The organism is Saccharothrix algeriensis (assembly GCF_016907655.1).
GTDB classification, from domain to species: Bacteria; Actinomycetota; Actinomycetes; order Mycobacteriales; family Pseudonocardiaceae; genus Actinosynnema; species Actinosynnema algeriense.
Genome location: NZ_JAFBCL010000001.1, coordinates 6406374 through 6430316 on the forward strand (window position 1 = coordinate 6406374; position 23943 = coordinate 6430316).

At 75.8% G+C, this 23943-nt stretch carries 21 protein-coding genes; 10 read left to right on the forward strand and 11 right to left on the reverse strand.

Annotated features, from left to right (window positions below):
- The first annotated feature begins 450 nt into the window (after positions 1-450).
- Together JOE68_RS28830 and JOE68_RS32345 are read left to right on the forward strand one after the other, a co-directional pair.
- The gene (locus tag JOE68_RS28830) at positions 451-1644 is read left to right on the forward strand and encodes a hypothetical protein (protein ID WP_204845519.1); all 1194 of its coding nucleotides are present in this window, start codon (positions 451-453) and stop codon (positions 1642-1644) included.
- 1 nt (position 1645) lies between these two features.
- Positions 1646-3277, forward strand: coding sequence for an SPFH domain-containing protein (locus JOE68_RS32345; protein ID WP_204845520.1), 1632 nt, complete (start codon positions 1646-1648; stop codon positions 3275-3277).
- A gap of 325 nt (positions 3278-3602) precedes the next feature.
- Here JOE68_RS32345 and JOE68_RS28840 read toward each other — a convergent pair whose 3' ends face one another.
- Positions 3603-4619 carry a glycosyltransferase gene (locus JOE68_RS28840; protein WP_204845521.1) on the reverse strand — a complete coding sequence of 339 codons (1017 nt, stop codon included), beginning with the start codon at positions 4617-4619 and terminating at the stop codon, positions 3603-3605.
- Positions 4620-4752: 133 nt separating this feature from the next.
- On the opposite strand from JOE68_RS28840, the gene JOE68_RS28845 reads away from it, so the two are divergent.
- On the forward strand, positions 4753-5823 hold the full coding sequence (locus JOE68_RS28845; protein WP_204845522.1) for a TetR/AcrR family transcriptional regulator: 1071 nt from the start codon (positions 4753-4755) through the stop codon (positions 5821-5823).
- 39 nt (positions 5824-5862) lie between these two features.
- Here JOE68_RS28845 and JOE68_RS28850 read toward each other — a convergent pair whose 3' ends face one another.
- The 6 genes from JOE68_RS28850 to JOE68_RS28875 form a co-directional block, all read right to left on the reverse strand.
- Positions 5863-7311, reverse strand: coding sequence for an L-type lectin family protein (locus tag JOE68_RS28850; protein WP_204845523.1), 1449 nt, complete (start codon positions 7309-7311; stop codon positions 5863-5865).
- Positions 7308-8981 carry a polyprenyl synthetase family protein gene (locus tag JOE68_RS32350; RefSeq protein ID WP_204845524.1) on the reverse strand — a complete coding sequence of 558 codons (1674 nt, stop codon included), beginning with the start codon at positions 8979-8981 and terminating at the stop codon, positions 7308-7310. The genes JOE68_RS28850 and JOE68_RS32350 overlap by 4 nt, the downstream gene beginning before the upstream one ends.
- The gene (locus JOE68_RS28860) at positions 8971-10017 is read right to left on the reverse strand and encodes a hypothetical protein (protein WP_204845525.1); all 1047 of its coding nucleotides are present in this window, start codon (positions 10015-10017) and stop codon (positions 8971-8973) included. The genes JOE68_RS32350 and JOE68_RS28860 overlap by 11 nt, the downstream gene beginning before the upstream one ends.
- A 326-nt stretch (positions 10018-10343) precedes the next feature.
- Positions 10344-10751: an RNHCP domain-containing protein gene (locus tag JOE68_RS28865; RefSeq protein WP_204845526.1), complete on the reverse strand. Its 408-nt coding sequence runs from the start codon at positions 10749-10751 to the stop codon at positions 10344-10346.
- A gap of 24 nt (positions 10752-10775) precedes the next feature.
- Positions 10776-11156: an RNHCP domain-containing protein gene (locus tag JOE68_RS32045; RefSeq protein WP_204845527.1), complete on the reverse strand. Its 381-nt coding sequence runs from the start codon at positions 11154-11156 to the stop codon at positions 10776-10778.
- Positions 11157-11514: 358 nt separating this feature from the next.
- Entirely contained in the window at positions 11515-12546 is a 1032-nt protein-coding gene (locus JOE68_RS28875; protein ID WP_204845528.1) for an alpha/beta fold hydrolase, read from the reverse strand.
- Positions 12547-12761: 215 nt separating this feature from the next.
- On the opposite strand from JOE68_RS28875, the gene JOE68_RS28880 reads away from it, so the two are divergent.
- Genes JOE68_RS28880 through JOE68_RS28900 form a run of 5 tightly spaced genes read left to right on the forward strand, consistent with a single transcriptional unit; the run spans position 12762 to position 15435 of the window.
- Positions 12762-13241 (forward strand): DUF2975 domain-containing protein, encoded by a 480-nt coding sequence (locus tag JOE68_RS28880; protein ID WP_204845529.1) that lies wholly within the window; start codon positions 12762-12764, stop codon positions 13239-13241.
- The gene (locus tag JOE68_RS28885; protein ID WP_204845530.1) at positions 13241-13507 is read left to right on the forward strand and encodes a helix-turn-helix domain-containing protein; all 267 of its coding nucleotides are present in this window, start codon (positions 13241-13243) and stop codon (positions 13505-13507) included. Before JOE68_RS28880 ends, JOE68_RS28885 begins: the two co-directional genes overlap by 1 nt.
- A complete protein-coding gene (locus JOE68_RS28890; protein ID WP_204845531.1) occupies positions 13504-14442 on the forward strand; it encodes an ABC transporter ATP-binding protein in 939 nt (312 codons plus the stop codon). Before JOE68_RS28885 ends, JOE68_RS28890 begins: the two co-directional genes overlap by 4 nt.
- Complete coding sequence (locus JOE68_RS28895; protein WP_204845532.1) at positions 14439-15230, forward strand: hypothetical protein; 792 nt, start codon at positions 14439-14441, stop codon at positions 15228-15230. Before JOE68_RS28890 ends, JOE68_RS28895 begins: the two co-directional genes overlap by 4 nt.
- A gap of 40 nt (positions 15231-15270) precedes the next feature.
- Positions 15271-15435 carry a hypothetical protein gene (locus tag JOE68_RS28900; RefSeq protein WP_204845533.1) on the forward strand — a complete coding sequence of 55 codons (165 nt, stop codon included), beginning with the start codon at positions 15271-15273 and terminating at the stop codon, positions 15433-15435.
- Between the two features lie 242 nt (positions 15436-15677).
- Here JOE68_RS28900 and JOE68_RS28905 read toward each other — a convergent pair whose 3' ends face one another.
- Positions 15678-16358 (reverse strand): SDR family NAD(P)-dependent oxidoreductase, encoded by a 681-nt coding sequence (locus JOE68_RS28905; RefSeq protein ID WP_204845534.1) that lies wholly within the window; start codon positions 16356-16358, stop codon positions 15678-15680.
- Between the two features lie 215 nt (positions 16359-16573).
- Positions 16574-18055, reverse strand: a complete 1482-nt coding sequence (locus JOE68_RS28910) for an MFS transporter (protein WP_204845535.1) — start codon at positions 18053-18055, stop codon at positions 16574-16576.
- 249 nt (positions 18056-18304) lie between these two features.
- Here JOE68_RS28910 and JOE68_RS28915 point away from each other — a divergent pair, with 249 nt between their 5' ends.
- Positions 18305-18703 carry a hypothetical protein gene (locus JOE68_RS28915; RefSeq protein WP_204845536.1) on the forward strand — a complete coding sequence of 133 codons (399 nt, stop codon included), beginning with the start codon at positions 18305-18307 and terminating at the stop codon, positions 18701-18703.
- Between the two features lie 89 nt (positions 18704-18792).
- Here JOE68_RS28915 and JOE68_RS28920 read toward each other — a convergent pair whose 3' ends face one another.
- On the reverse strand, positions 18793-20061 hold the full coding sequence (locus JOE68_RS28920) for a hypothetical protein (protein WP_204845537.1): 1269 nt from the start codon (positions 20059-20061) through the stop codon (positions 18793-18795).
- Between the two features lie 295 nt (positions 20062-20356).
- Between JOE68_RS28920 and JOE68_RS28925 the strand changes: the two genes are divergently transcribed.
- The gene (locus tag JOE68_RS28925; RefSeq protein WP_204845538.1) at positions 20357-22270 is read left to right on the forward strand and encodes a Xaa-Pro dipeptidyl-peptidase; all 1914 of its coding nucleotides are present in this window, start codon (positions 20357-20359) and stop codon (positions 22268-22270) included.
- Positions 22271-22440: 170 nt separating this feature from the next.
- Here the strand turns inward: JOE68_RS28925 and JOE68_RS28930 are convergent, their stop codons facing one another.
- Positions 22441-23847, reverse strand: a complete 1407-nt coding sequence (locus JOE68_RS28930; RefSeq protein ID WP_307819961.1) for a pyridoxal-dependent decarboxylase — start codon at positions 23845-23847, stop codon at positions 22441-22443.
- Positions 23848-23943 lie beyond the last annotated feature (96 nt).

The window sequence follows — 23943 nt, forward strand, 5'->3', positions numbered from 1 at the left end:
GGCCAATGGCGCGACATGGTTCTCCTCACTGGTGGGCGGAGTCGGGCACGGCCGACACTGCCCGCGGGATGTCCGCGCCCGGTGCGCGTCGTGTGCGCGTTGTGCGACACCTGCCGGCGCCTGACCGCGCGGCCCCGCCGACCCGACCAGGCCCCGGCTCGGCCGCGATCCCCGGAAAACGCGCCCAGCCCTTCGGTCCAGGGGCGCGGCCGGTGGCCCGGATCGACTGCCCGGCAGCTCCGGAATTCATCGGCGATCAATTCTCCGGGGTTCGTGGCGAGCTGCTGAGCAGCGGATACGCGTTCGTGGCCGGTCCACTCCGGGACAGCTCGCAATAACGATTCGAAAACCCCGCAGAACTGCGGAAATTCTTCCCTGCGGCGGTGCTCATCATTGCCTGGTCGAATCGGGGGCGAGTCGTCGGCACCACCTCAGCCACGGGAGGCCACTTTGCCGTTGGTCGAACGCTGCGTCGTCGGCGTGGACGTGGAGGGGTTCTCCCGGGTCGTCACGCGTCGGCAGGTCCTCATCCAGCTCGAACTCGACCGGGTGCTCGGGGAGGCGGCCGAGGCCGCGGGCCTGCCGCGCACCCGGTGGGAACGCCGGCCCGCGGGTGACGGCGAACTGGCCGTGCTGCCGGCCGACGTCGACCTGGTCGCGCTGGTCCGGAAGTTCGTCGCCGAGCTGGACCGCCTGCTGGCCGACCACAACGACGACCACGACCCGCGCGCCCGCATCCGGCTGCGGGTCGCCATGCACACCGGTGTGCTGACCCCCGGCGCCCTCGGCCACGCCGGTCCGGCGCTGGTGGTGCTGAGCAGGCTGCTGGACTCCGACGCGCTCCGCCGGGCCCTGCGGGCGGCGCCCGACGACCACCTGGCGCACCTGCTGTCCGAGTCGCTGTACCGCCGGGCGGTCCTGCCGGAGGTCGGCGGGCTGCGGCCGGGGCAGTTCACCAGGGTGCGGGTCTGCCTGCCGGGCAAGGGGTTCGAGGAGGACGCCTACCTGGGCGTGCCGCGGGCCCGGGGGGCCGAGCGCCCGGACCCGCCGCCCGCCGGGCCACCCGCGCTGCTGCGGGAGATCGCGCGCAACGCCCCGGCCCGCCGCACGGCGGTCGCGGAGCGGGAGCCCGAGCGGGTCGTCGGGGAGGCGCCGCCGACGCCGCTGGCGCCGCTCGTGCGGGTGCTGGTGGACGGCGTCCGCGACGCGCTGGCCGACCGCGAGGTGGGCCGGGCCGACCAGCTCACCACGCTGGCGCTGCTGGCGCAGGCCGGCCGCCGGTCGTGCCTGCGCGGCGCCGACGGGTCCCGGCTCACCGACGGACTGCTCGCCGAACTGGACGACGCGTGGTCGGGCGCGTCCGGCGGCCGGTGGGGCTTCCGCGCGCAGCGGGCGCGGCTGGCCGGGGTCGTGCTGTCGGGCCGCCGGCCGTTCCGGGACATCTGCCTGGCCCTGGGGTGGCGGACCGGGGACGACGACGTCATCCCGCCGTACCCGGAGTTCGCCCGCCGCGCCGGGGACGGCGCGACGCCGTTCTACCCGACCCTGCGCAACCCGCAGGGCGAGCAGGACGCGCGCTGGCACGACGAGTGGAGCACGACGGTGCCGGCCGCGCACAAGCGGGTGCGCGAGTGGGGGCGGTGACGTGGCCTGGGCGCTGATCACCCTCGTGCTGCTGGCGGCGGTCGCGGCCGCGGGGCGCAAGGGCCTGCACCGCATCCCCGCCGACCGGGTCGGGATCGTCACCAGGAACACCCTGCTGGGGCGCAAACCCGGTGACGACCCGAGGGTGAGCCACCTCGGCTCGCGCGGCGTGCAGGCGGGGGTGTTGCGGGCGGACACGGTCACCTGGCTGATGCCGTTCGTGCACCGGGTCGAGACCGTCCCCGTCGTGACGGTGCCCAACGGGACGGTCGGGGTGGTCGTCGCGAAGGCCGGGCGCAGCCGCGACGTCGGCACGCAGGTCGCCGACCACGTGGAGTGCGACGACTTCCAGGACGGCGTGCGGTTCCTGCGGGCGGGCGGCGTCATCGGGCGGCAGCTGCAACCGCTGACCGGTGGCACCTACTCGATCAACACCAGGCTGTTCGAGGTGCTGACCGTGAACAGCCCCGAAGAGGACCTGGCGCGGGAGGAGCTGACCGCCGCGTCGTTGCGCGACGTCGTCATCGGCGTCGGCGAGACCGGCGTGGTCATCACGCACCTGGGCGCGAAGCCCGTGCCGGGCGGGATCGGGGAGCCGGTCGACGGGCACGCCGACTTCCAGCGGCCGTGGGAGTTCCTCGCGCGCGGCGGGCGGATGGGCGTGCAGCAGGACACGCTGGCCGCGGGCGGCCGGTACGCGATCAACCCGTGGTTCGCCGAGGTCGTGAAGGTGCCGACCCGCGTTCTGGTGCTGCAGTGGAGCGCCGACCCGAAGCCGGAGTCCAACCTGGACGCCTCGCTGGGCCAGGTGGTGCTGGAGGTCCAGGGGCACCGGGTGTGGCTGGACATGAAGCAGACGGTGGAGATCCCGCCGCAGGTCACCCCTCGCCTGGTGCAGCGCTACGGCGCCGACGGCGAGGACGGGCGCGAGTCGGTGCAGCGGTTCGTGGAGAAGAACCTCGCCGCCACGGTCACCGGCTACTTCCGCCGGATCTCCGCCCACTACCGCATCCAGCAGTTCATCACCGAGTACGACGCCGTGTGCAACGAGCTGGCGAGCGAGGTGCGGCAGGCGCTGGCCCCGGTGGGCGTGAAGGCGCTGGACACCACGCTGGAGGAGTTCCGCTGCGACGACGACGAGATCAACGTCATCCGCCGCAAGATCGCGCACCAGCAGGAGCTGGCCAAGCTGGAGCACGAGAAGCTGGACGAGCTGGAGGCGGCCCTCGCCAACGAGGAGGTGCGCACCCACATCGACCTCCAGCGGGTCAGGGTCGACGAGGCGCGCAAGAAGCTGGAGCTGATCAAGCTCACCACGATGGTGGAGCTGCTGGGCGCGCAGAACGTCGCGCTGGAGCGGATGCTGGGCCAGTGGGTCAAGGCCAACGTCCCGCAGTTCGTCGGCGGCGGCGACTCGGGGATGGCCCAGGCGCTGCTCCAGGCGATGCCGTTCAGCCAGGCCAAGGACATGCTGCTGGCGATGGCGGGCGGGGCGCAGCGGGACCTGCCCGGGGCGCGCGAACGGCTGGGGATCACGGCGGACCGCGACGACCGCGGCCGGGACGGCGGTCCCGACGACGGCCACGGCGGCCACGACGGGCCGGACGACGGCCGCGGCGCGCGGGACGGCTGAGGCCGGGAGCGCGGGGGTTCCGGGCGGGGCCGCCGGCGGTCGACGAACCGCAGGTGCGGGCGTGCTCGTCGACCGCCGGCCACCGCCCGCGGGCCTCAGCCGGTCACCGCGGTGGCCTCCACCTTCCGGCGCGGCCGGCGCCGCGACGCCCACCAGCGCGCCCGGCGGCACCGGGGTGACGCCCGGCTGCGCGCTCGCCCGGGCCCTGCTGGAGACGACCCACTTGGTGTGCGACAGGACCCGGCGCCTCCTGCACCACGTCGAAGCCGCCCGCCTCCGCTTCCACGCTTGAACCCGGAGAGCCTGCTCCGGGCCTGCTCCGGGCCTACTGCGGGCCGCGCTCGACCAGGTCCGGCAGGGTGCGGGCGACCTCGTCGGGGGAGGGCATCCGGGCGATCTCCGCGGCGATCGCGCGGGCGGCGTCGCGGTGGTCGGCGTGCCCGTGGCGCGCCAGCAGCGTCCGGGCGTGCTCGGTGACGGCGTCCGCGCCCAGCTCGCCGGGCAGGAGGCTCAGCGCGGCGCCCGCGGCGGTGAGGGCCGCGGCGTTGGCGAACTGGTCGGCCCCCTGGGGGAGGACCAGTTGCGGGGCGCCGACGGCGAGCGCGCCGAGGGTCGTGCCGCTGCCGCCGTGGTGCACGACCACGTCGACGTGCGGCAGCAGGTCCGCCTGCGGGACCCAGGCGTGCACCGCGACGTTGTCCGGCACGGCGCCCAGCCGCTCCGGGGGCACCCGCCCCGAGGCGACCACCACGTGCGCGTCGAGCGCCGCCAAGCCCCGGATGGCGGTGGTGAGCACTTCCGGGGTGCCGAACGCGGTGCCGAGCGTCAGGTAGACCAGCGGTCGGGAAGCGCCCTCGACGCGCCACGGGGTCCGCGCCGGTTCGGAGTAGGGGACGGGGCGCAGTTCGACGCGCTCGGCTGTCGCGAGGAAGTCCGCGTCCTGCAGCGACGGCGGGCAGATGTCGAGGTGCGGCCGGGCGGGCAGGTCGGCGGCCGTGGGCGACCGGAGCCCGATCCTGTCGGGGAACATGCGGCCGAACCCGTGCCAGAGGCTCGGGACCCCGGCGCGCCGCGCGGCGACGGCCGCCTCCGGCTGCCCCCACCCGTGCAGGACGAGGTCGGGTCGCAGCCGGGCCAGCTCCGGTTCCAGGTCCTCGGCGTAGACCTCGTAGAACGAGTCCGCGGGGCGGAAGGGGCGCAGCCCGTTCTCCCGCAGGGGCGCGTGGACGCCCTCACCGGCGGCGAAGTGCACCTCGTGCCCGGCGTCGCGGACCGCGACCGCGAACGGGATCAGCGGGTAGGTGTGGCCGACCGAGGCGAGGCTGACGAAGAGCACGCGCACGGGGACTGCTCCGCTCGGGTCCGGGGTGGCGCGACCCGCACTCGCATGGTCACACCAGATGACGACAACATTTGAATGCGCATAGTACCCTGCCGGCGACGAGCACGGTGACGGTGAGGTGCGGAGGAGCGGGATGGCCCGGCTCAGCAGGGCGCAGCTGCAGGAGCGGAACCGGGCCAGGGTGCTGGCCGCCGCCCGGGAGGAGTTCGCCGAGCGCGGCTTCCGCGACGCCAAGGTCGACCGGATCGCCGAGCGGGCCGAGCTGACCCGGGGCGCGGTCTACTCCAACTTCCCGAGCAAGCGGGCCCTGTACTTCGCCGTCCTGCTCCGGGAGGCCGAGCAACCGCCCGACCGGCGGCGCCCGCCGACCGCCCGGACCGCCGCAGCCGTGCTGGGCGACTTCGCCCGCGCCTGGCTCGCCCGGCTCCCGCTGACCACCGAGGACCGGCGCAGCGCGAGCAGGCTGGGCCGGGACCTGCTGCCCGAGATCGTGTCCGACGAACGGGTCAGCCGACCGTTCGCGCAGCTGACGAGCCTCAGCGCGATCCTGCTCGGCCTGTGCCTGGAGCAGGCGCGGACCCCGCGGCGGACCGCGCCCCGCATGGTCCGGGCGGCCGAGACCGCCCTGACCATGCTGCACGGCGCCGGTCAGCTCGCCGCCGCCGCGCCCGGCTTCGGGGAGCCCTTCGCCGTCGTCCGCGCCTGCGAGCGGCTGGCCGAACTCGACCTCGACGACGCGTGGCAGCCCGCCCACCTGCCGCACGTCCCGCCGGCGCGGCCCGCCGACGAGCCGTGGTCGCCGCCGGCCGCGACCGACGCGCTGCGCGCCGAGCCGGCCCGCCTGGGCTCCGACGGCGTCCTCGCCGTGCTCGGCCTGCACCGGTTGGCCGCCGTCGAGGAGGCGCTGCGCGCCGCGCCGCCCACCGCCGCGGTCACCGCGGTCCTGGTCACCGGCGACCCGGGTGAACTCGGCCCCCTGGCCCGCCTGGTCGTCACCGACCTGCGCCACTGCCTGGGTGCGGCCGTCGCGCCGTCGGCCTGGCCGCGCCTGCGGGTCGTCCACGACGAGTCCGGGGAACTCGCCGCGGCCGCGGGGGTGTCCGCCGTCAGCGACGCCACCGAGGCGGCCGTCCGCGTCGAAGCCGGCCGGATCACCGCCCGCGCCGAGGGCTACGGCGCGTGCCACGCCGCCGCTTCCGCCTAGCCCGGCCGCGCGAGGGGTGCCGCCACCCGGGCCGCCGGGTCAGCCGACGACGGACCTCACCCGGTCCGGTGCGGGCGGCGCGTCGTTCGGCGGCATCGCGATCACGAGGTTGCGCACGCGGTGCCAGGAGGTCTGGTCGCCGGTGCTGGCTGACAGGCCCAGCTTGAAGGTGTCGGGCACGGCGACCTGGCCCGGGGCGGTCTTCAGGTCCACCCCGTCGAACACCGTGGTGGTGACGCCGCCGCGGGTGAGCTGGACGGTGACCACGGCGTCGACGACGACCACCCGGACGCGCGCGCCGTCCTCCCACACCGCGCCGATGCCGCCGTCCGGTCGCACGCCGCGGATGCGGCGGAAGCCCTCGGTGCGGTCGCCGGAGCCGCGCAGCACGACGCTGCCGGGCCGGCGGGTGTCGTCGTCGGTGGGGCCGGCCAGCGCGGTGGAGAAGTTGCCCCAGTTGTCGAAGCCGATGCCCAGGTAGCCCTTGGTGACGCCGGCGACGTCGCCCCGGTGGCCGCGCGAGTAGCCCAGGCCCGCCCCGTAGCCGCCGACGCCGGTCTCGTGGGCGCCGTCGACCAGGTACACGGCGAAGCCGTCGCCGCCCCCGCCGGAGGCGTAGTAGTCGAACTCGACGGACACCCCCGACTTCGAGGGGAACGGGGTGTTCAGCAGCGCGGTCCCGGCCTTGGACCTCTCGTTGGGGGTCAGCTGGAGGCCGTCGGCCCCGGCGAGGGTCGCGTCGCCCAGCAGCGTCCAGTCGTGGGCCAGGTCCGCCACGTCCTCGACGTCGAACACCTCCTCGATGGGCGGGGGCGGCCCCTCGTCCGGGGGAGCCGGCTCTTCGGCGGGAGCGGGCTCCCCGGTGGCCGGTTCCCCGGCGGTCGGCTTCCCGGTGGCCGGTTCCCCGGTGGCCGCCGGCGGGGCCCCGATGTCGAACAGCCCCAGCACGACGTCCTGGTACAGGTAGAAGCCGCTCTCCAGCGGGGGCAGCGCGGCGTGGTCGTCGGGCTCCGCGTCCCGGGCCGTGGCCAGCAGCCCGTCCAGGTCGTTCAGGACCCCGTGCACGGTCGACCGGGCGGTGGCGGCCAGCCAGCGCAGCGGCAGGTCGAGCGCGGCGGCGGTGTGCCGCAGGGGCGGCGGCGCCGGCACACCTCCGGTCGCGGTGGCGGCCAGCCACCGCAGCGGCGGGTCCAGCAGGTCGGCCAGCTCGCGGTGGGACAGGACCGGCGGGGCGTTCCCGTCGAGCATGAAGTCCTCCCACTCCAGCAGGTCGAACAGGAACTGCCCGCCCTTGTAGAACGGCCACGGCGCGAGCGCGCAGAGGACCTGCCGGGCCCGCTCCGGTTCCCGCTGCCGGAGCAGCACCCCCCGGCGCGCCAGCGTGCACAGCACCGCGCGCAGCCGGGAGTTGGCGGTGCGCACGAGCCGCAGCGCCGAGAGGTCCCGCTCCCGCAGCGCGGACTCGTCGCAGGCGGTGCGGTCGTTCACAGCGGTCGGGACGTGACGTAGTGGGCGATCTGTCGCAGCACTGCTTTTCCTTCGTTCTCCGGGATGACGGCCAGGTCGTTCTCGAAGCGCTCGACGCCCTCGGCGGCCAGCCGGTCGGCCAGCTCGGTGGCGTGCTCGATGGAGCCGTGCCGGCGCATGGCGTCGAGCAGCACCTCGGCGTCCTGCTGCGTCCTGGCGCTGCGGCGGCGGGCGAGCAGCCGGAGGAACCGCTTGCGCTCGCGGGCGTCCGCGCTGCGCAGCAGGTGGATGAGCATGACGGTGCGCTTGCCCTCCAGCAGGTCGCCCAGGACCTCCTTGCCGTACAGCGCCTGGTCGCCGACGAGGTTGAGGATGTCGTCCTGGATCTGGAAGGCGATCCCGATGAGCCGGAACGCCTCGTCGAACCGGCCGAGCACGGCGGGGTCGGTCACCCCGGCGCAGACCGCGCCCATCCGGCACGGGCTGATGCACGTGTACCAGCCGGTCTTCTTGGTGCTCATGGCGAAGTAGTCCTCGTCGCGCGGCGGCACCGCGTTGGAGTGGATCCACCCCAGCTCCAGGGCCTGCCCCTCGATGGACTCCCGGCACATGTGCATGGCCTCCTGGATGAGCCCCAGCGTCCGCGCCAGCCCGAGCGTCTCGAGGTTGGCCAGCAGCGCGTCGACCGCCAGCAGGTTGAGCCCGTCGCCGACGTTGACGGCCAGGCCGTCGCCGTACTCGGCGTTGAGCGTGCGCAGCCCGCGGCGGTGGGTGGACTCGTCGGCGATGTCGTCGTGGACCAGGAAGCCGTTGTGGAACAGCTCGAGCGCCGCCGCCGCGCGCACCGCGTTCTCCGGCCGGCCGCCGAACGCGGCGCAGGCGGCGAACACCAGGGTCGGGCGCAGCCCCTTGCCCTGGCGCGTCGGGTAGGAGCGCATCAGGTCGTACAGGTGCGCCGCGGGCTCGCGGTCGGGCAGCAGGGCGTCGATCTCCCGGTTGGTGCGCTCCCGGCAGGAGCGCATGGTCTCCACCAGGTCCGCGTCGCCGACGGGCGTGGTCTCCCACCACCCGCGGCCGTCGCGGCCGTCCCACAGCAGGCGCGGCGGTGCGGTCGCGGTCCCGCCGACGACGGCCCCGGGCCCCGGCTCGACCTGCAGCGGCCGGCGCGCGGCGAGGAAGTCCACGGCGTGCCAACCGGTCCGGCCCGCGCCGTGCGGGGACACCGGGTCGGCGGCCGGGCCGGACGTGTCGCCCCACAGCCGCGGCACGCGCTCGCGGTAGTCGCGCCACAGCTGCTGCACGAACCGCAGGCCCGCGCCGCGCTGGGACAGCAGGCTGAACGCCCGCCACACGGCCAGCACCCGCTCCCGGGCGCCCCGCACGTCCAGGCTCTGCGCCAGCACCTGCTCCACCGGGGCCCGCTGGGCGTCGAAGACCAGGTTCATCGCCCGCTGGTCGAACACCACCTCGACCTCCGGCTCGCCCACCAGGTCGGGTTCGACCAGCAGCCTGCTGCGGCGCACGGTCACCGTGGCCCGGCTGCCGTCGTGGAAGTGCAGGCCGAGCCGCGTCCCGCGCAGCTGGTCGGCGGCGGCGGCGACGACGGCGGGCGCCCGCTCCGACAGCGCCTGCACCGTGTCGGCCAGCAGCCCGGCGCCGGTGCCCGCGGTCCCGGTCGGATCAGTCGTCACGCGCGCCTCCGGCGTACTCCACGACCCCGCGCGCGCGGAAGTCGACCTCGCGGCCGGAGACCGCGCCCTCGACGGCGCACCACCCCAGCGTCTCGTGCACGCTGAACGGGCGCAGGGTCGTCTCCGACGGGCTGGCGATGCGCGCGGCGGTGAACGCCTGGAAGTCCAGCACCAGCCGGTCCTCGCCCATCCGGGCGGTGATCAGCAGCCGCCGGGGCACCGGCGGGGCGGGCGCGGTGCCCAGCGCGGCGGCCAGCGGCGGGACCAGGGTCACCCGGTCGCGGTCCAGGTCGCCGTGCACGGCGACCTGGACGCCGCGCCGCGGGAACTGGCGCAGCAGCCGCCCGGCGCGCCACAGCGCCACCGAGCCGCCGGCGCAGTCGCGCGGGCGTTCGGGCAGCAGCAGGGTGAAGACCACCGACCAGGGCGGCGGGCCGGCCGCGTCGTCGCAGGGCGCGTTGGCGAAGCCGAACACCCAGCCGCCCAGGGCGGACCAGTCCCACCGGCCGCGCACGCGCTCGTGGTAGCCCGTCAGGTCGAGGGTGGCCTTGCCGTGCGGCGTGCTCAGCGCGCCCCGGCCGCGGATGCCGGGCTCGGACTGCCAGCGCAGGTGCCGGTCGTCCCCCAGCGGCGCGCAGCGCGACGTGCACGGCCTGCTGGTGCGCGCCAGCTGCAGGTCCACCGCCGGCGCGCCCGCCCGCGCGGCGACCGGGAACCGGCCGGGCGCGTGGTGCGGGTGGGGCAGCCGGAACGGCGACCACGGCCGATCGGGCTGCACCGCGTTGAACTGGCTCGTCGACCAGCCGCGGTCGGGCTCGTGCACCAGCAGGATCGCCATGCGCTGCGGCTCGCGGCCGGCCGCCGGACCGCCCGCCGGACCGCCCGCCGAGGCCGCCGGCCGCTCCGGGCCGAGCACCGACAGGTTCGAGATCACGGCGTGCGCGCTGTCGGAGGACAGGAAGGCGTAGTGCAACCACGCGCGGTCCAGCGGGTGGCACAGCTCCGATTCGGGGAACGGGCCCCTCACACCCAGCATCCACCGGCCTCCGGCGAGCGCCGTCGTGCCCCGGGGGAACCCGCACGGCGTCGCAGGTGTGCAGCAGGCAAGCCGTCCTCCACGTCCGTCCGGCCGCGCCGCCCTCCGAGGGCCGACGGGATCCACCGGCGCCCGATGATGCCGGCACCGCACGCCCGGACGGCGACCCACAACGCCGATCTCACCCGCTCGTGTCGCCAGGTCGGCGGGCCTCCGCGTGCCGTCGCCGCAGCGTTGCGGAATCGCGCGGCCCGGCTCCCCGCCGTCGCGGGACCGCCGGCCCGGACCCCGGCGCCGACCGGGCTGGTCGACGCCGGGGCCCTGGGTCACAGCGCGAGCAGCGCCCGCACCGCGACCCGGCCGTCGGACAGCGGTCGGACCGCCATCCTCAGCAGCGCCAGCGGGTTGTCGTCGCCGGCGATGCGGTTGGCGCTCAGCTCACCGCAGACCAGGCAGTGGTGGATGATCAGCCACTCGCCGTCCGGTCGGCTGGACAGGCTCAACGCCTCCATCCGCCCGCCGCAGCCGGCCGCGCGGTCGCCGGGGACCCGGCCGTCCACGTGCCGGCTGTCCAGGCACTGCGGGCAGTGGTTGCGGTGCGCCGTGCCGGGCGCGTCGAGCGGCACGTCCAACCGGCAGCCCGCGCAGCGGAACGCGCCGCCGGGCGGGGCGTGCCCCCGCCGCCGGTCGTGCCTGCCGCGCCGGTCGGTGCGCCGCGAGTTGTGCCGTGGCATGGTCTTCTCCTGTCACCGACGACCTCACAGGTCGCCGAACACCTCCAGCGGGAACGGTGGTTGGGCGAGCGGGCGGACGGCCAGCCGCATCAGGATGAGCTGGTTGTCGTCGCCCTGCACCCGGTTCGCGGTCAGCTCGTCGCAGCGCGTGCAGCGGTGGACGACCTTCCAGTCCCCGTTGCGCAGCACCGCGATCGAGATGGGCGTCATCCGCGCCCGGCACTCCGACGGCCCGCCCTCGACGTGGTCGTGGACGTGCCGGGAGTGCAGGCAGCTCGGGCAGTGGTTGCGCCGCTTGCCGTCGGGGGCCAGCGCGGCGACCGTCAGCCCGCACCACACGCAGGCGAAGGTCTCCGTGCGCGAGCCGGAGTGGGATGGGTCGGACTTCTTCTCGGTGTCGGACACCCGGAACGCTCCTAGCCGGATCTCGTACTTCGTACGGTCGGAGGCAGGAGGGGCCGAGCGGTCCTCGCCCGAGGGCGGGCCGTCGTGGACGGGCAGCCCGGAGCCGCACCGGACGATGCCGGGGGAGCCGACGCGCGCGAGCGCTCAGCGACAGTACCCGGCCGAGGTGCGGGGGCGAGGCGCACTCGGCCCGTGCCGGGGCATGAATCCTGCTTTCCAGGGCGCGGGGCCCACGAGTTCACGGTCGGACGCGCCGGACGCTACCCGTCGCCCGCCCGCGTCCGCCACCGGTTTTCCGGGGCTGCCGCCCCCGCCGCCCGGGTGCGTCCACAGTGGACCCGCGCGGGCGGCGGGGCGGTCAGCCGAGGCCGCCGGGGCGGTCGAGCAGCTCGCGCAGGGCGGTGTCGATGAACCGGGTGTCGGGCTCGTTGCTGCCGTGCCCGGCGAAGTGGCCCCAGGTCCCCGGGATGACGCGGAGCTCGGCGTCGCGCATGTGGCCGACGGCCCACGCCTCGTCCTCCGGCGGGAAGTACAGGTCCTTCTCGGCGGGCAGGACGACGGCCGTGGCGCGGATCGAGCCCAGCGCCGCCACCGTGTCCCCGTCGAAGCCGGGAGTCGCGCCCACGTCGCCGTTCTGCCACGTCCACAGCATGGCGAGCAGGTTGTTCGGGTCCCGGCCGTCGAGGAAGAAGCCCTCCCAGAAGTCGACCAGGAAGTCCTCCAGCGAGGTGTGGCCGAGCTTCTCGTACTCCTTCTCCCAGTAGAACGCCTGCGAGAAGCCCCACCCGGCGTAGACGCGGGCGGCGGCGCGCAGGCCGACGGTCGGGAGGGCGTCGCCGTACCAGCCGCCCGCGAAGGCGGAGTCCGCGGTCAGCGCGGCCTTGACGCCCTCCAGGAACACCTTGTTGTGGTAGCTGGTCCGCGACGAGCCGCAGAACGGGGCGATGCGCTCGACCATCTCCGGGTGGCTGACCGCCCACTGGTAGGTCTGCCCGGCCCCCATCGACCAGCCGGTGACCAGCGCCAGGCGTTCGATGCCGAAGTGCCGCGTCACCAGGTCGTGCTGCGCGCGCACCTGGTCGTGGAAGGTGACGTTCGGGAAGCGCGGCCCGGCGTAGCCGCCCGTGGTGTTGCTCGGCGAGGTCGACAGCCCGTTGCCGAGCATGTTGGGCACGATGACGAAGTACTTGTCCGGGTCCAGCGCCATGTCCGGGCCGATCAGCCACTCGTTGTCCCAGTGGCGGCCGGAGTACCAGGTGGGGTACACCACGGCGTTGGACTTCTCGGGGTTCAGCGTCCCGTAGGTCGCGTAGGCGAGCCGTGCGCCGCGCAGGGTCGCGCCGTGCTGCAACGTGAAGTCACCGAGGTCGTGGTACTGGGTTTCGGTCACGGGTGGTCCTCCGGTCCGGGGGCGGCTGGACGGTGGGGGCGCATTCGACGCCCCTACCGGGCAATCTGCCTCATCGAGTCCGAAGTGACCAGTCTCTGTGGACGTTGCGCCCCCTCGGGGGCCACCGCCGGGCCGGTGGCCAAGCGCCGTCGAGCCTCCCCGTGCCACGATAGGTTTCGATTGACATTCGATAGGTAGGCAGCGATACTCGATACATGTTCGCAGAGCATCGGGCGGTTCCCGCTCTCAGAGTCTTCCTCGTGCTGCTGTTCGCGATCCTGGTCCTGTTCCAGGTCATGTCGCTGCCCGGGCAGTTCGCGCACATGGCCCACGAGTCACCGGAGCTGGCCTACCTGCGGTGGCCGATGACCGCCGTGTCGGTGTTCTGGGTGCTGTGCGTCCAGGTGGTCATCGTGGCCACCTGGCGGCTGCTCACCCTGGTGCAGAACGACCGCATCTTCAGCGAGGCCGCCCTGAAGTGGGTCGACGTGATCGTGTGGGCCATCGCCGCCGCGTGGGCGGGGCTGGTCGGGGTGATGACCTTCCTCGTGTTCACCTGGGACGACCCCGGTCTGCCGCTGCTGGTGCTGCTGCTGACCACCGGCGTCACCGCGCTGGGCCTGCTGATGGTCGTGATGCGCGCGCTGCTGCGGCAGGCCACCGCGCTGCGCACCGACATGGAAGCGGTGATCTGATGCCGATCGTCGTGCGCATCGACGTGGAGCTGGCCAAGCGCAAGATGAGCGTGGGGGAGTTCGCCGAGCGGGTGGGGCTCACGCCGGCGAACGTGGCGGTGCTGAAGAACGGTCGGGCCAAGGCGGTGCGGTTCAGCACCCTGGAGGCGATGTGCCGGGTGCTCGACTGCCAGCCCGGCGACCTGCTGGAGTGGGTCGAGGACGAGGCCGGGCTGCCGGTCGCCGCCGCCCCGGCGCCCGGCGACGGGGACGAGGGGCGCCGGTGATCGCGGTCCGCGGCCTGACCAGGCGCTACGGCGACGTCCTCGCGGTGGACGACCTGAGCTTCGACGTCGAACCGGGGAAGGTCACCGGGTTCCTCGGGCCCAACGGCGCCGGGAAGTCCACCACGATGCGGGTGGTGCTCGGCCTGGACCGGCCCACCTCGGGGCAGGCGCTGGTGAACGGGCGGCCGTACGCGGCGTTCGCCGAACCGCTGCGGGAGGTCGGCGCGCTGCTCGACCCCGGCTCGGCCCACCCCGGCCGCACCGGGCGCGACCACCTGCGCGTGGCCGCCCGGTCCAACGGCATCCCGCGGCGGCGGGTGGAGGAGGTCATCGAGCGGGTCGGGCTCGACCGCGCGGCCCGCCGCCGCGTCAAGGGCTACTCGCTGGGGATGCGGCAGCGCCTCGGGATCGCGGCGGCCCTGATCGGCGACCCCGCCGTGCTGCTGTTCGACGAGCCGATCAACGGGCTCGACCTCGACGGCATCCGGTGGATCCGCGGCCTGCTGCGCCAACTCGCCGACGAGGGGCGCACCGTGCTGGTCTCCAGCCACCTGCTCGGCGAGATGGAGCAGATCGCCGACCGCCTGGTCGTCATCGGCCGCGGCCGGCTGATCGCCGACGCGACGACCGGGCAGATCCTCGACGGGCTGGGCCGCGTCCGGGTGCTCGCCCGCAGCCCCGAGCCGGACCGGCTGCTGGGCGCCCTGCGGGAACGGGGTCTCCCGGCCGAGCGGGCCGACGCCCGCGAGGTGCGGGTCGAGGGCGCCACCGCCGAGGAGGTGGGCGAGCTGGCCAACTCCCGGCACATCCCGCTGCACCACCTCTCGGCGGAGCGCCACTCCCTCGAAGCCGCCTACCTGGAGCTGACCGAGGGCAGCGTGGAGTACCACGGCCGCCCGGCGGAGCCCGTGCCGACGACCGGGGCGGCGAAGTGACGGCGACGGCTCCCGCCGTGCGCGAGGTCACCGCCGCACGGGTGTTCGCCCGCACCTGCGCCGCCGAGTGGACGCGGTTGTGGACGGTCAAGGCCACGTGGTGGTTCCTCGCCGCGGGGGCCGCGGCGATGGTCGGGATCGCCACCATCGCCGGCGTGGAGGCGGGATCGGGCACCGACGCGCCCCAGGGGGCCTCGGCCTGGGCGATGGCGGCGGTCCCCGTGCTGCCGGCTCAGTTCGCCTTCCTGGCCCTGGCCCTCACCGCGGTGACGTCGGACTACGCGACCGGCGGGATCGTGCCCAGCTGCCAGTGGACGCCCCGGCGCGCGGTCCTCTTCCTGGCCCGCACGACCGTGGCGGTGGGCTCCGCCGCGGTCCTGGGCGCGCTGCTGGCGCTGCTCTCCGCCGGCACGGCGTTCGTCGTGGCCCGGCCGGTGCTGGACCTCTCGCCGGACCGGGGTCTGGCGGTGCTGCCCACCGTCGCGTTCGTCCTCGCGGCCGGGTCCGCCCTCGCCGTGGGGCTGGGCTTCCTGCTGCGCAACACCGCGGGCACGCTGGTCGCGGTGTTCCTGCTGATGCTGGTGCTCCCGCTGGTGCTGCCGAACTTCGGCTACGAGTGGACCTCGGCGCTGGCCCGGCTGCTGCCCGGGTCGGGCGGGGCGTTCCTGCTCCTGGGCGAGGTGCCCGGGATGACGCGGGCGTCCTCGGTGACCACCCTGCTCTGCTGGGCCGGCGGCGCGCTGCTGCTCGGCCTGCTGCGACTGACCCGTGACGACGCGAACCGGTGACCGGCGGACGGCCGCCGGGAACGCGGTGGAGGAGGCGGAAGTGCGAGTGCTCGCACCCCTGACGATCGCTTCGGTCGGCCTGGTGCTCATGGGGTTGAAGATCCTGGCCGACGGCGAACCCGGCGCGCTCCCGCTGCTGCTGGTCGTGCTCGGCGCCACCTGGTACGGCGTCGGGCGGGTCCTGGCGCGGGGGCGACGCGGGTAGGGCGGCGGGAGGGTCGGGGGTCCGGCCCTCCCGCTGTCGTCGTCCGGCGGCCCTCCGGGGCGGCAGGGCCGCACCGGTCGGGTCCGGGCGGTGGTGTCCACCCCGGGCGGGCCCCGTGGCCGCCGACCTCGACCGCACGACCGCCGGGCCGCGGCCACACCTCCGACGGATGGCGGCGGTTCCCGCCGAAGACCCCTGCCGGACGTGCTCCGCCGCGCGGCGGACCGGCCTCCGCGGGGCCGTCAGGTGCGCAGGTAGGAGGCGCCGTTGAGGTCGAGGACGGCGCCCGAGGCCCACTCGGCCTGCGGCGAGGCCAGGTAGACCACCGCGGCTGCGACCTCCTCCGGCCGCGCGACCCGGCCGAACGGGCTCTGGCGGCGGACGTCGTCGGTCACCAGGTCGGCCACCCGGTCGGTCGCGACGAAGCCCGGCGCCACCGACGCCACCGCGATGCCGTGCGGCGCCAGGGACACCGCGAGCGACTGCCCCATCGAGTGCAGCGCCGCCTTGCTCGCGCCGTAGGCCGGCATGTCCGGTTCGCCGCGGAAGGCCCCGCGCGAGCCGACGTTGACGATCCGCCCGCGCACGCCCCGCTCGATCATGTGCCTGGCGACGCAGTAGGACATGTCGGCCGCGCCGAAGACGTTGACGTCGAACGTGCGGCGCCACAGCGACTGCCACTGCTCGTAGGACTTGTCGGTCAGCGACCCGAGTTCCACCAGGCCCGCGTTGTTGACCAGCACGTCGATGGAGCCCAGCGCGTCGACCGCCGCCGCCACCGCGCGGGCGATCGCCGCCGGGTCGGCCAGGTCCACCTCCGCCGAGGACAGGGCGACCACGTCGTCGCCCAGGTCGCGGAACGCCGCGGCGATCGACGCGCCGATGCCGCGGTTGCCGCCGGTGACCAGCACACCCCGGCTCATCGGGAGCCCTCGCGCGGCCGGTCGCCGGAAGCCGTGCGCCCCACCGCCCCGCGGCCCGGGGAGGTGCGGTCCGCGCCCCGCACGGCGCCGGTCCGCGGGTGGTCTTCGGCGGGGGTGGTGGAGCAGTGCCCGGGTCTCATGCCCCAACCCTGTCACGGGGCGCGCGGTGAAGTCGACCGCGCCCGTCGGCGGCCCCCCGGTTCACGCGGCCCGGTTCACGCGGCGGCGCGGGGCAGGAAGCACCACGCGAGCACGGCGGCGGTCAGGGTGACGGCGGCGGCGATCACCGCCGCGGTGGTCAGGCCGGCGACGAAGGCTTCGCGGGCGGTCGCCACGACGCGGGCGCGCGCCGGCTCGGGCAGCCGCTCGGCCGCCGCCCACGCGTCCAGGAAGGTGGCGCCGGCCGGCAGGTCGCGCAGCCGCGGCGCGGACACCGCGGTCAGGACCGAGCCCTGGACGGCGACGCCGAGGCAGGCGCCGACCTGGCGGGTGACGTCGTTGATCGCCGAGCCGAGGGCCGCGCGGTCGGGCGGGACCGCGCCCATGACCGCCTCCGTGCCCGCGGTGGCCACCAGCCCCGCGCCGAAGCCCGCGACGAGCTGGAAGGCCAGCACCGGCGGGTACCCCGAAGAAGCGTCCACAGTGGACAGAAGCATGAAGGAGCCGGTGACGACGGCCAGGCCCGCCACGACCGGCATCCGCTCGCCGCGCCGGGCCAGCAGGGGCGGCGCGGCGACCGCGCCGGCCGCGAGCGCGACGGCCAGCGGCAGCGTGCGCACCCCGGCCTCCCAGGGGCTGTGCCCCAGCACGCCCTGCAGGTGCAGGGTGGTCAGGAACAGCGCGCCGTACAGGCCGAACGACATCATGGCCAGGGCCACCGCGTTCAGGCCGATCCGCGGCCGGCGCAGCAGCGGCAGCGGCAGCACCGGGACGCGGACCCGCGCCTGCCGCCGCGTGAACGCGACCAGCAGCACCGCCGCCACCCCGTAGGCGGTCAGCACCGGCGGGCTGGTCCAGCCGCGCGCGGGGCTCTCGATGATCGCCCACACCAGCGCCACCAGGCCGGTCGCCGACAGCGCGACGCTCCGCGCGTCCACCCGCCCCGCCCCGGCCGCGCGGGACTCCGGCACCACCAGCAGCGCGGCGGCGATCCCCGCGGCGGCCGGCGGCACCGCGACCCAGAACCCGGCCCGCCACGAGAACACCTCCACCAGCCACCCGCCGACGACCGGCCCCGCCATCCCGCCGACGCCGCCGGCCGCCGTCCACAGGGCGATGGCCCGGCGGCGCGGCCCCGGCTCGGGGAACAGGGTGGTGATGATCGACAGGGTGGCGGGCATCAGCAGCGCCGCGCCCGCGCCCATGCCGCCGCGCGCCGCGACGAGCTGCCAGGCGTGGGACGACGACGCGCCCCACGCCGCGGCCGCCCCGCACACCGCCAGCCCGGCGACGAACGCGCGCCGCCGGCCGAGGCGGTCGGTCACCGCGCCGGTGGCCGGCACGAGGCCGGCCAGCACCAGCGCGTAGCCGTCGACGACCCACTGGACCTGGGCGACCGACGGGCCCAGGTCGCGCTGCAGGTCGGGGACCGCGACGTTGAGGACGGTGAAGTCCAGGCCCAGCAGGAAGATGCCGGAGCACACGACCAGCGCGGCGGCCCACCGGCGGCCGGTGCCCAGCACCGGTGCGGAGGTCATGGCGTGCGGCCCCCGCCGGCGCGCGGGTCCGGGCAGGCGGCGATCGCCTCGCCGCAGGGGTCGAACACGGTCATGCGCGCACCTCACGCCGGCGGGTCACGGGCGTCCGGGGTCCCTCCGGGCCCGCGGACACCCAGCACTATGCCCCGCCGAGGACCGGCGCACCGGAGAGCGTCACTCGATGTAGTGATCACGCGGGTGGGCGCTCACCGGGACCGGTCCCCGCGGATCGGGGGTTCACTACCCGGCATGACCCGGACGATCGTCGCCGCGGCGCTGGCCGCGAACCTGCTCGCCGCGTGCGGGGAACCGACGTCGCCGGCCCCCGCCCCGGCGACGTCGTCGAGCCGGGCGGCCGAGCAGCACGTGCTGGTGCTGGAGGTGATCGGCACGGCCGTCCTCACCTCCCTGGTCCTCACGCTCGACGGGGAGTCCACCGAGGAACGGGGGGTGCAGCTGCCCTGGACGCGGACGGTCACGATCCCGCGCGGCTCCGGGCGCCACGAGTGGGAGCTGGTCATGCGGCACAGCGGCGGCACGCTGGCCGCGACGGCCACCGTGGACGGGCGGTTGGTGACGCAGACCGGTGGCGGCGGCTCGCCGGGCAGCGCCGGCACCGCCAGTGTGACCGGCAGCCTGGAGGGCTGACCCCGGCGCGCGCGGCCCCGCCAGACGGGGCCGCCGCCTCGTCCGGGCCGACGGGCCCGCCGGCCCGGACGAAGAGCCCGGACGGCGGGTCAGAGCCGCCCGGCCGGGCGGCGCCCCTCGGCGATGGCCGCCACCTGGTCGTCGGTGAACGGCGGGTCGAGCAGGTCGCCGCGCTGCGCGTGGCAGCGGAACATGTCCGCGATGTAGTGCATCCGGTCGGGCAGGTCCGACCAGTCGCGGGCGGCGGTGCCGAGCACGCTGTCGCCGGTCGGGTCGACGTGCCCGAGCAGCGCCAGCAGCTCGGGGTGGGACAACCGCGCCAGCAGCGGCGGGAACCCCGCCGTGAGGTCCCGGCTCAGGTCCAGCACCTCGCCGCCGGGCAGCGCCAGCGTCATCAGGTGCTCGGTCACCGCCCGCCGGGCCAGCGCGCGGGCGTCGGCGGCCAGCCGCTCGCCGGCGGCGCGCACCGGACCCCGCCGGCCCAAGGCGGTCAGCAGCGCCAGGCGCAGCCACCGCAGGACGCGGTTGCCCGGCAGCAGCAGCGCGAACAGGCGGCGTTCGAGCTCGCGGGGGTCGACGAGCGGGCCCTCCAGCGCGGCGGTGATCTCCGGTTGCAGCCGCGTCTGCTCGTGCAGGCCGATCTCGACGTTGGCCAGCAGCAGCAGTTCGGCGCGCTGCTTCGGGTCGTCGGCGCGCATCGCCTGGTGGTAGCGGGCGAACGCCTGCCGGAGGTAGCGCTGCCCGCCGGGCGGCTCGCCGGGCAGCAGCGCGTCGCAGAACTCCGCGATCCGCTGCTCGTCGCCGTCGCCGTCGCCGTCGCCGTCGCCGTCGCCGTCGCCGTCGCCGTCGCCGTCGCCGTCGCCGTCGGTGTCGCCGTCGGCGAACTCGGCCAGGAAGCGGGCGAACTCGCGGGCGATCTCCACGAAGACCTTGAGGTTGCCCCGGGCCGCCGCCTCGCTGACCGCGTCCAGCCGCGCGGTCTCCACCACGGTCCGGCGCACCAGCCGCGCGACGCCGTCGACCGCGTGCCGGGGGACGGCGCGCCGCAGGCTCTCGACCACCAGGTCCACGCCGGCGGTCGCCTCGGGCGAGGACCCCAGCAGTCGCTCCAGCGCCCGCGCCAGGTCCTCCTGCCGGATGGTCCGACCGACCTGCTTGGACGCCCACACCGCGAACGTGCACCAGTTCGCCGAGCCGCCGGTCAGCGCGGCCAGCGCCCGGGACAGCTCGTGGTAGCAGTGGGTGATCATCAGGTTGCGGACGACGGGCTCGCCGTGGGCGACGATCCGGTCGACATCGGCAACCGTCGGCACGGCAACAGCGTTGGGCTGGTGCGTGTCCACACCGGGCTGGCTCATGAGGACGCCGACCTTTCTGTCCGTCCGGGATGCACCTACCTCATCGCCGCGAGCACGGCGAACGTGACACGGCCGGACCCGGCGCGACAAAGCCCGGCGCGAACGCCCACCGGCCGCCGCGCCCACCGGGAACCACCGCGCCGCAGGGGATCCGCCGTTCGCCGCACCACCCCCGCGGCCACTCGGCCCACCGGCCCGCCGCGCCGACCGGTCGGCTCCGTACTTTCCGCCCTACTGCGCGCCGCGGCTTTCCCCCAAGCTCGAACGCGAGGGCTCACATCGAGGAGGCAGGGACATGCGCTTAGGTGTGGTCAACGCGTTCGCGGCGGCGGTCGTGCTGGCGGGCGTCGTGGCGCCGGGCCCGGCCGGCGCGGCGGCCGGGCCCGCTCGCAGCGAGCCGGTGTACGACTTCGCTTCCGCCATCAGGGAAACGGTGTGGGTCGACATTGGGCGCGACGGCGACGGCGACGGCCGCTCCGACCGGGTGGCCGCCGACGTCGTGCGGCCCGCGGAGGCCGCCGACCGCGGCGTCCGGGTGCCGGTGATCATGAACGCCAGCCCCTACAACGCGTGCTGCGGGCGGGGCAACGAGCGGGAGCTCAAGACCTACGACGCCGCCGGCCGCCCGGTCCGCTTCCCGCTGTTCTACGACAACTACTTCGTGCCGCGCGGGTACGCCGTCGTGCTGGTCGACGTCGCCGGGACGAACCGGTCGCGCGGGTGCGTCGACGTCGGCGGGCCGTCGGACATCGGTTCGGCCAAGGCCGTGGTCGACTGGCTCAACGGGCGCGCCACCGGCTACTCGCAGGCCACCGGCGGCAGCGCCGTGAGCGCGGGCTGGACCACGGGGGCCGTCGGCATGATCGGCAAGTCCTACGACGGCACGATCGCCAACGGCGTCGCGGCGACCGGCGTCGCGGGGCTGAGGACCATCGTGCCCATCGCGGCGATCTCCAGCTGGTACGACTACTACCGCACCGACGGGGCCGTGGGCGGCGGCGGTTCGCCCGAGCAGCTGGCCAGGACCGTCGCCGGGGGCAACTTGGGGCAGGACTGCTCGGCGGCCATCCGGGGGCTGACCCGGTCCTTCCCCGCCAACGGCGACCACTCGCCCGGCTGGGAGCAGCGGGACTACGCGGCCAAGGCGGGCAACGTGAAGGCCAGCGTGTTCGCCGTGCACGGCGTCAACGACCTCAACGTCAAGTCGATCCACTTCGGGCAGTGGTGGAGCGCGCTGGAGCCGACCGGCGTCGACCGGCGGCTGTGGCTCTCGCAGACCGGCCACGTCGACCCGTTCGACTTCCGGCGCGCCGAGTGGGTGGCCGCCCTGCACCAGTGGTTCGACCACTACCTGCTGGGCCTCGACAACGGCGTCGGGGCCGCGCCGCGGGTCAGCGTCGAGCGGCAGCCGGACGTGTGGGTCGACCAGGGCGCGTGGCCCGCGGCGGGCAGCCGGGGCGTCGCGCTGCGGCCGGTGGCCGGAGCCGCGGCCGGCCTGGGGACGCTGACCTCCGGCCCGGCGGCGCCGGGCCGGGCCGCGTTCACCGACGACCCCCGGCAGGGCGAGGCGAACTGGGCGGCGGAGCCGACGCGCCCCTCGGGTTCGCGCGTGCTCTACACGACCGGCCCGCTGGCGCGCGACCTGCACGTGTCCGGCACCGCCGCGGTGACCGTCACCGCGACGCCCAGCACGTCGACCGCGCGGATCTCGGCGGTGCTCGTGGACTACGGCCCGGCGACCATCCGCGACTACTCGGCCGCCGGCGAGGGCATCCGGACCGGTGTCACCGAGTCCTGCTGGGGTGCGAGCACCGCCGGCGACGACGCCTGCTACAAGGACACCGCCACCGCCGCCAAGCCGGTCGGGCTGCACATCCTCAGCCGGGGCTGGGCGGACCTGGCCAACCACGCGTCGCTGAGCCGGGAGGAGCGGCTGACGCCCGGCCGGCCGTACACGATGACGTTCCGGCTGGCCAGCACGGACTGGGTGGTGCCGAAGGGCCACCAGCTCGCGCTGGTCATCGGCGGCACCGACCGCGGCTTCGTGTCGGCCCCGGCGCAGCCGCCGAGGATCACGCTCGACCTGGCGAAGACGTTCGTCACCCTGCCGGTCGACGGCCCGGTCCCGGTGGCCGGCGCGGCCGGACCGCTGCCCGCCGCCCCGTCGCAGGTGACGCCGGAGCCGGTAGCGGGCCTCGACCGCGGCTGACCGCTCGGCAGGGGGAATCGCCGCTGCCAAGGCGTGCGCGGCCGGTGGTCCACAGTGGACCACCGGCCGCGCGGTCGTCGGACAGAGCCGGGACGGTCCTCAGTGGAGGGTCGCCGCCTCCTGCCGGAGGGCATGTCGTGCCGCCTGCGCCCCTCGCCGGTGCGCGGGGCTCAGCCCGAGAGGGCGGCGCGGACGGCGGCGACGGCGCGGTCGACGTCGTGGTCGTCGGTGCGCCAGTTGACCACGGAGATCCGCATGGCCCGCACGCCGTTCCAGGTGGTGCCGCCGAACCACGCCTCGCCGCCGCGCTGGACGCGGCCGATGACCCGGTCGGTGTGCGCGTCGTGGTCACCGTCCTCGGCCAGGAACCGCACCAAGCCCTGGTTGATCACCGGCGGGGACAGCACCTCGACGCCGGGCAGCGCGCCGATCCCGGCCACCAGCCGGTGCGCGTGGTCCACGCAGCGGTCGACCAGCGCCGCGATGCCCCGCCGCCCCAGCGAGCGGATCGCCGCGTAGACCGGCACCGCGCGGGCGCGGCGGGACCACTCGGGGGTCCAGTCCAGCTGGTCGCGGGCGGGCGCGCCACCGGCTTCGTCCTCGGTGTGCACCAGGTAGCTCGCCTTGGTCGACATCGCGCCGCGGTGCGCGGCCGGGTGCCGCACGAACACCAGGCCGCAGTCGAACGGCACGTTGAGCCACTTGTGGCCGTCGGTGGTCCACGAGTCCGCGCGGTCGACCCCGGCCAGCAGGTGCCCGTGCCGCTCGCTCACCCCCGCCCACAACCCGAACGCGCCGTCGACGTGCACCCACGCGCCCCGGGCCGCCGCCAGCGCGCAGGCTTCGCCGAACGGGTCGAACAGCCCGGTGTTGATCTCGCCCGCCTGCAGGCACACCACCGCCGGGGCGTCGCAGGCCGCGAGTTCCCGCTCCAGCGCCGCCAGGTCGATGAGCCCGCCGGGGCCGGAGCCCACGCCGCGCAGCTGGTCGGCGCCCAGGCCGAGCAGCCGCATCGCGCGCTCGATCGAGGCGTGCTGCCACCCGGAGGTCAGCACCCGCACCGCGGGCGCGCCGGCGAGGCCCCGCCGCTCCACGTCCCACCCCCGGTCGGCCAGCAGCCGGTGGCGCGCGGCGGCCAGCGCGGTCAGGTGCGCCGACTGCGCGCCCGTGGTGAACCCGAAGGACGCCTCGGCGGGCAGCCCCAGCAGCTCCTTGAGCCACGCGCCGGCCACCTCCTCGACCACCGCCACGGCCGGTCCCGCCGCGTGCAGCGCGGCGTTCTGGTCCCAGGTCGCGGTCAGCCAGTCCGCGGCGAGCGCGGCCGGCACGCCGCCGCCGACGACCCAGCCGAAGAACCGCCCGCCGGCGCTGCCCAGCAGGCCGTCCGCGGTGTCCCGCACCAGCTCGTCGACCACGCGCTCGGCGTCGAGGCCGTCCTCGGGCAGCGGGCGGCCGAAGACCTCCCGCAGGCGGGCCAGGCTCGCGGTCGGGGCCACCGGCCGCGAGCCCAGGCCGGCCAGGAAGTCGGCGGCGTGCCGGGCGGTCCGGTCGAACAACCTGCGCTGGTCGGCGTCCACGTCGACCAGCTTCGCCGATCGGGGCCCGCGCCGCCGGCCGCTTCCGGACCCCGCCGCCGCAAGCGGTCCCGCCCGGACCCGCCTCGGCGCTCCCAC

Bases quoted from the DNA above. Each gene is read 5' to 3' on its own strand.
- JOE68_RS28845 (WP_204845522.1), top strand. From the start codon at position 4,753: ATGGCCCGGCTCAGCAGGGCGCAGCTGCAGGAGCGGAACCGGGCCAGG.
- JOE68_RS28860 (WP_204845525.1), bottom strand. From the start codon at position 10,017: ATGCTGGGTGTGAGGGGCCCGTTCCCCGAATCGGAGCTGTGCCACCCG.
- JOE68_RS28865 (WP_204845526.1), bottom strand. From the start codon at position 10,751: ATGCCACGGCACAACTCGCGGCGCACCGACCGGCGCGGCAGGCACGAC.
- JOE68_RS28880 (WP_204845529.1), top strand. From the start codon at position 12,762: ATGTTCGCAGAGCATCGGGCGGTTCCCGCTCTCAGAGTCTTCCTCGTG.
- JOE68_RS28885 (WP_204845530.1), top strand. From the start codon at position 13,241: ATGCCGATCGTCGTGCGCATCGACGTGGAGCTGGCCAAGCGCAAGATG.
- JOE68_RS28905 (WP_204845534.1), bottom strand. From the start codon at position 16,358: ATGAGCCGGGGTGTGCTGGTCACCGGCGGCAACCGCGGCATCGGCGCG.
- JOE68_RS28910 (WP_204845535.1), bottom strand. From the start codon at position 18,055: ATGACCTCCGCACCGGTGCTGGGCACCGGCCGCCGGTGGGCCGCCGCG.
- JOE68_RS28915 (WP_204845536.1), top strand. From the start codon at position 18,305: ATGACCCGGACGATCGTCGCCGCGGCGCTGGCCGCGAACCTGCTCGCC.
- JOE68_RS28920 (WP_204845537.1), bottom strand. From the start codon at position 20,061: ATGAGCCAGCCCGGTGTGGACACGCACCAGCCCAACGCTGTTGCCGTG.
- JOE68_RS28925 (WP_204845538.1), top strand. From the start codon at position 20,357: ATGCGCTTAGGTGTGGTCAACGCGTTCGCGGCGGCGGTCGTGCTGGCG.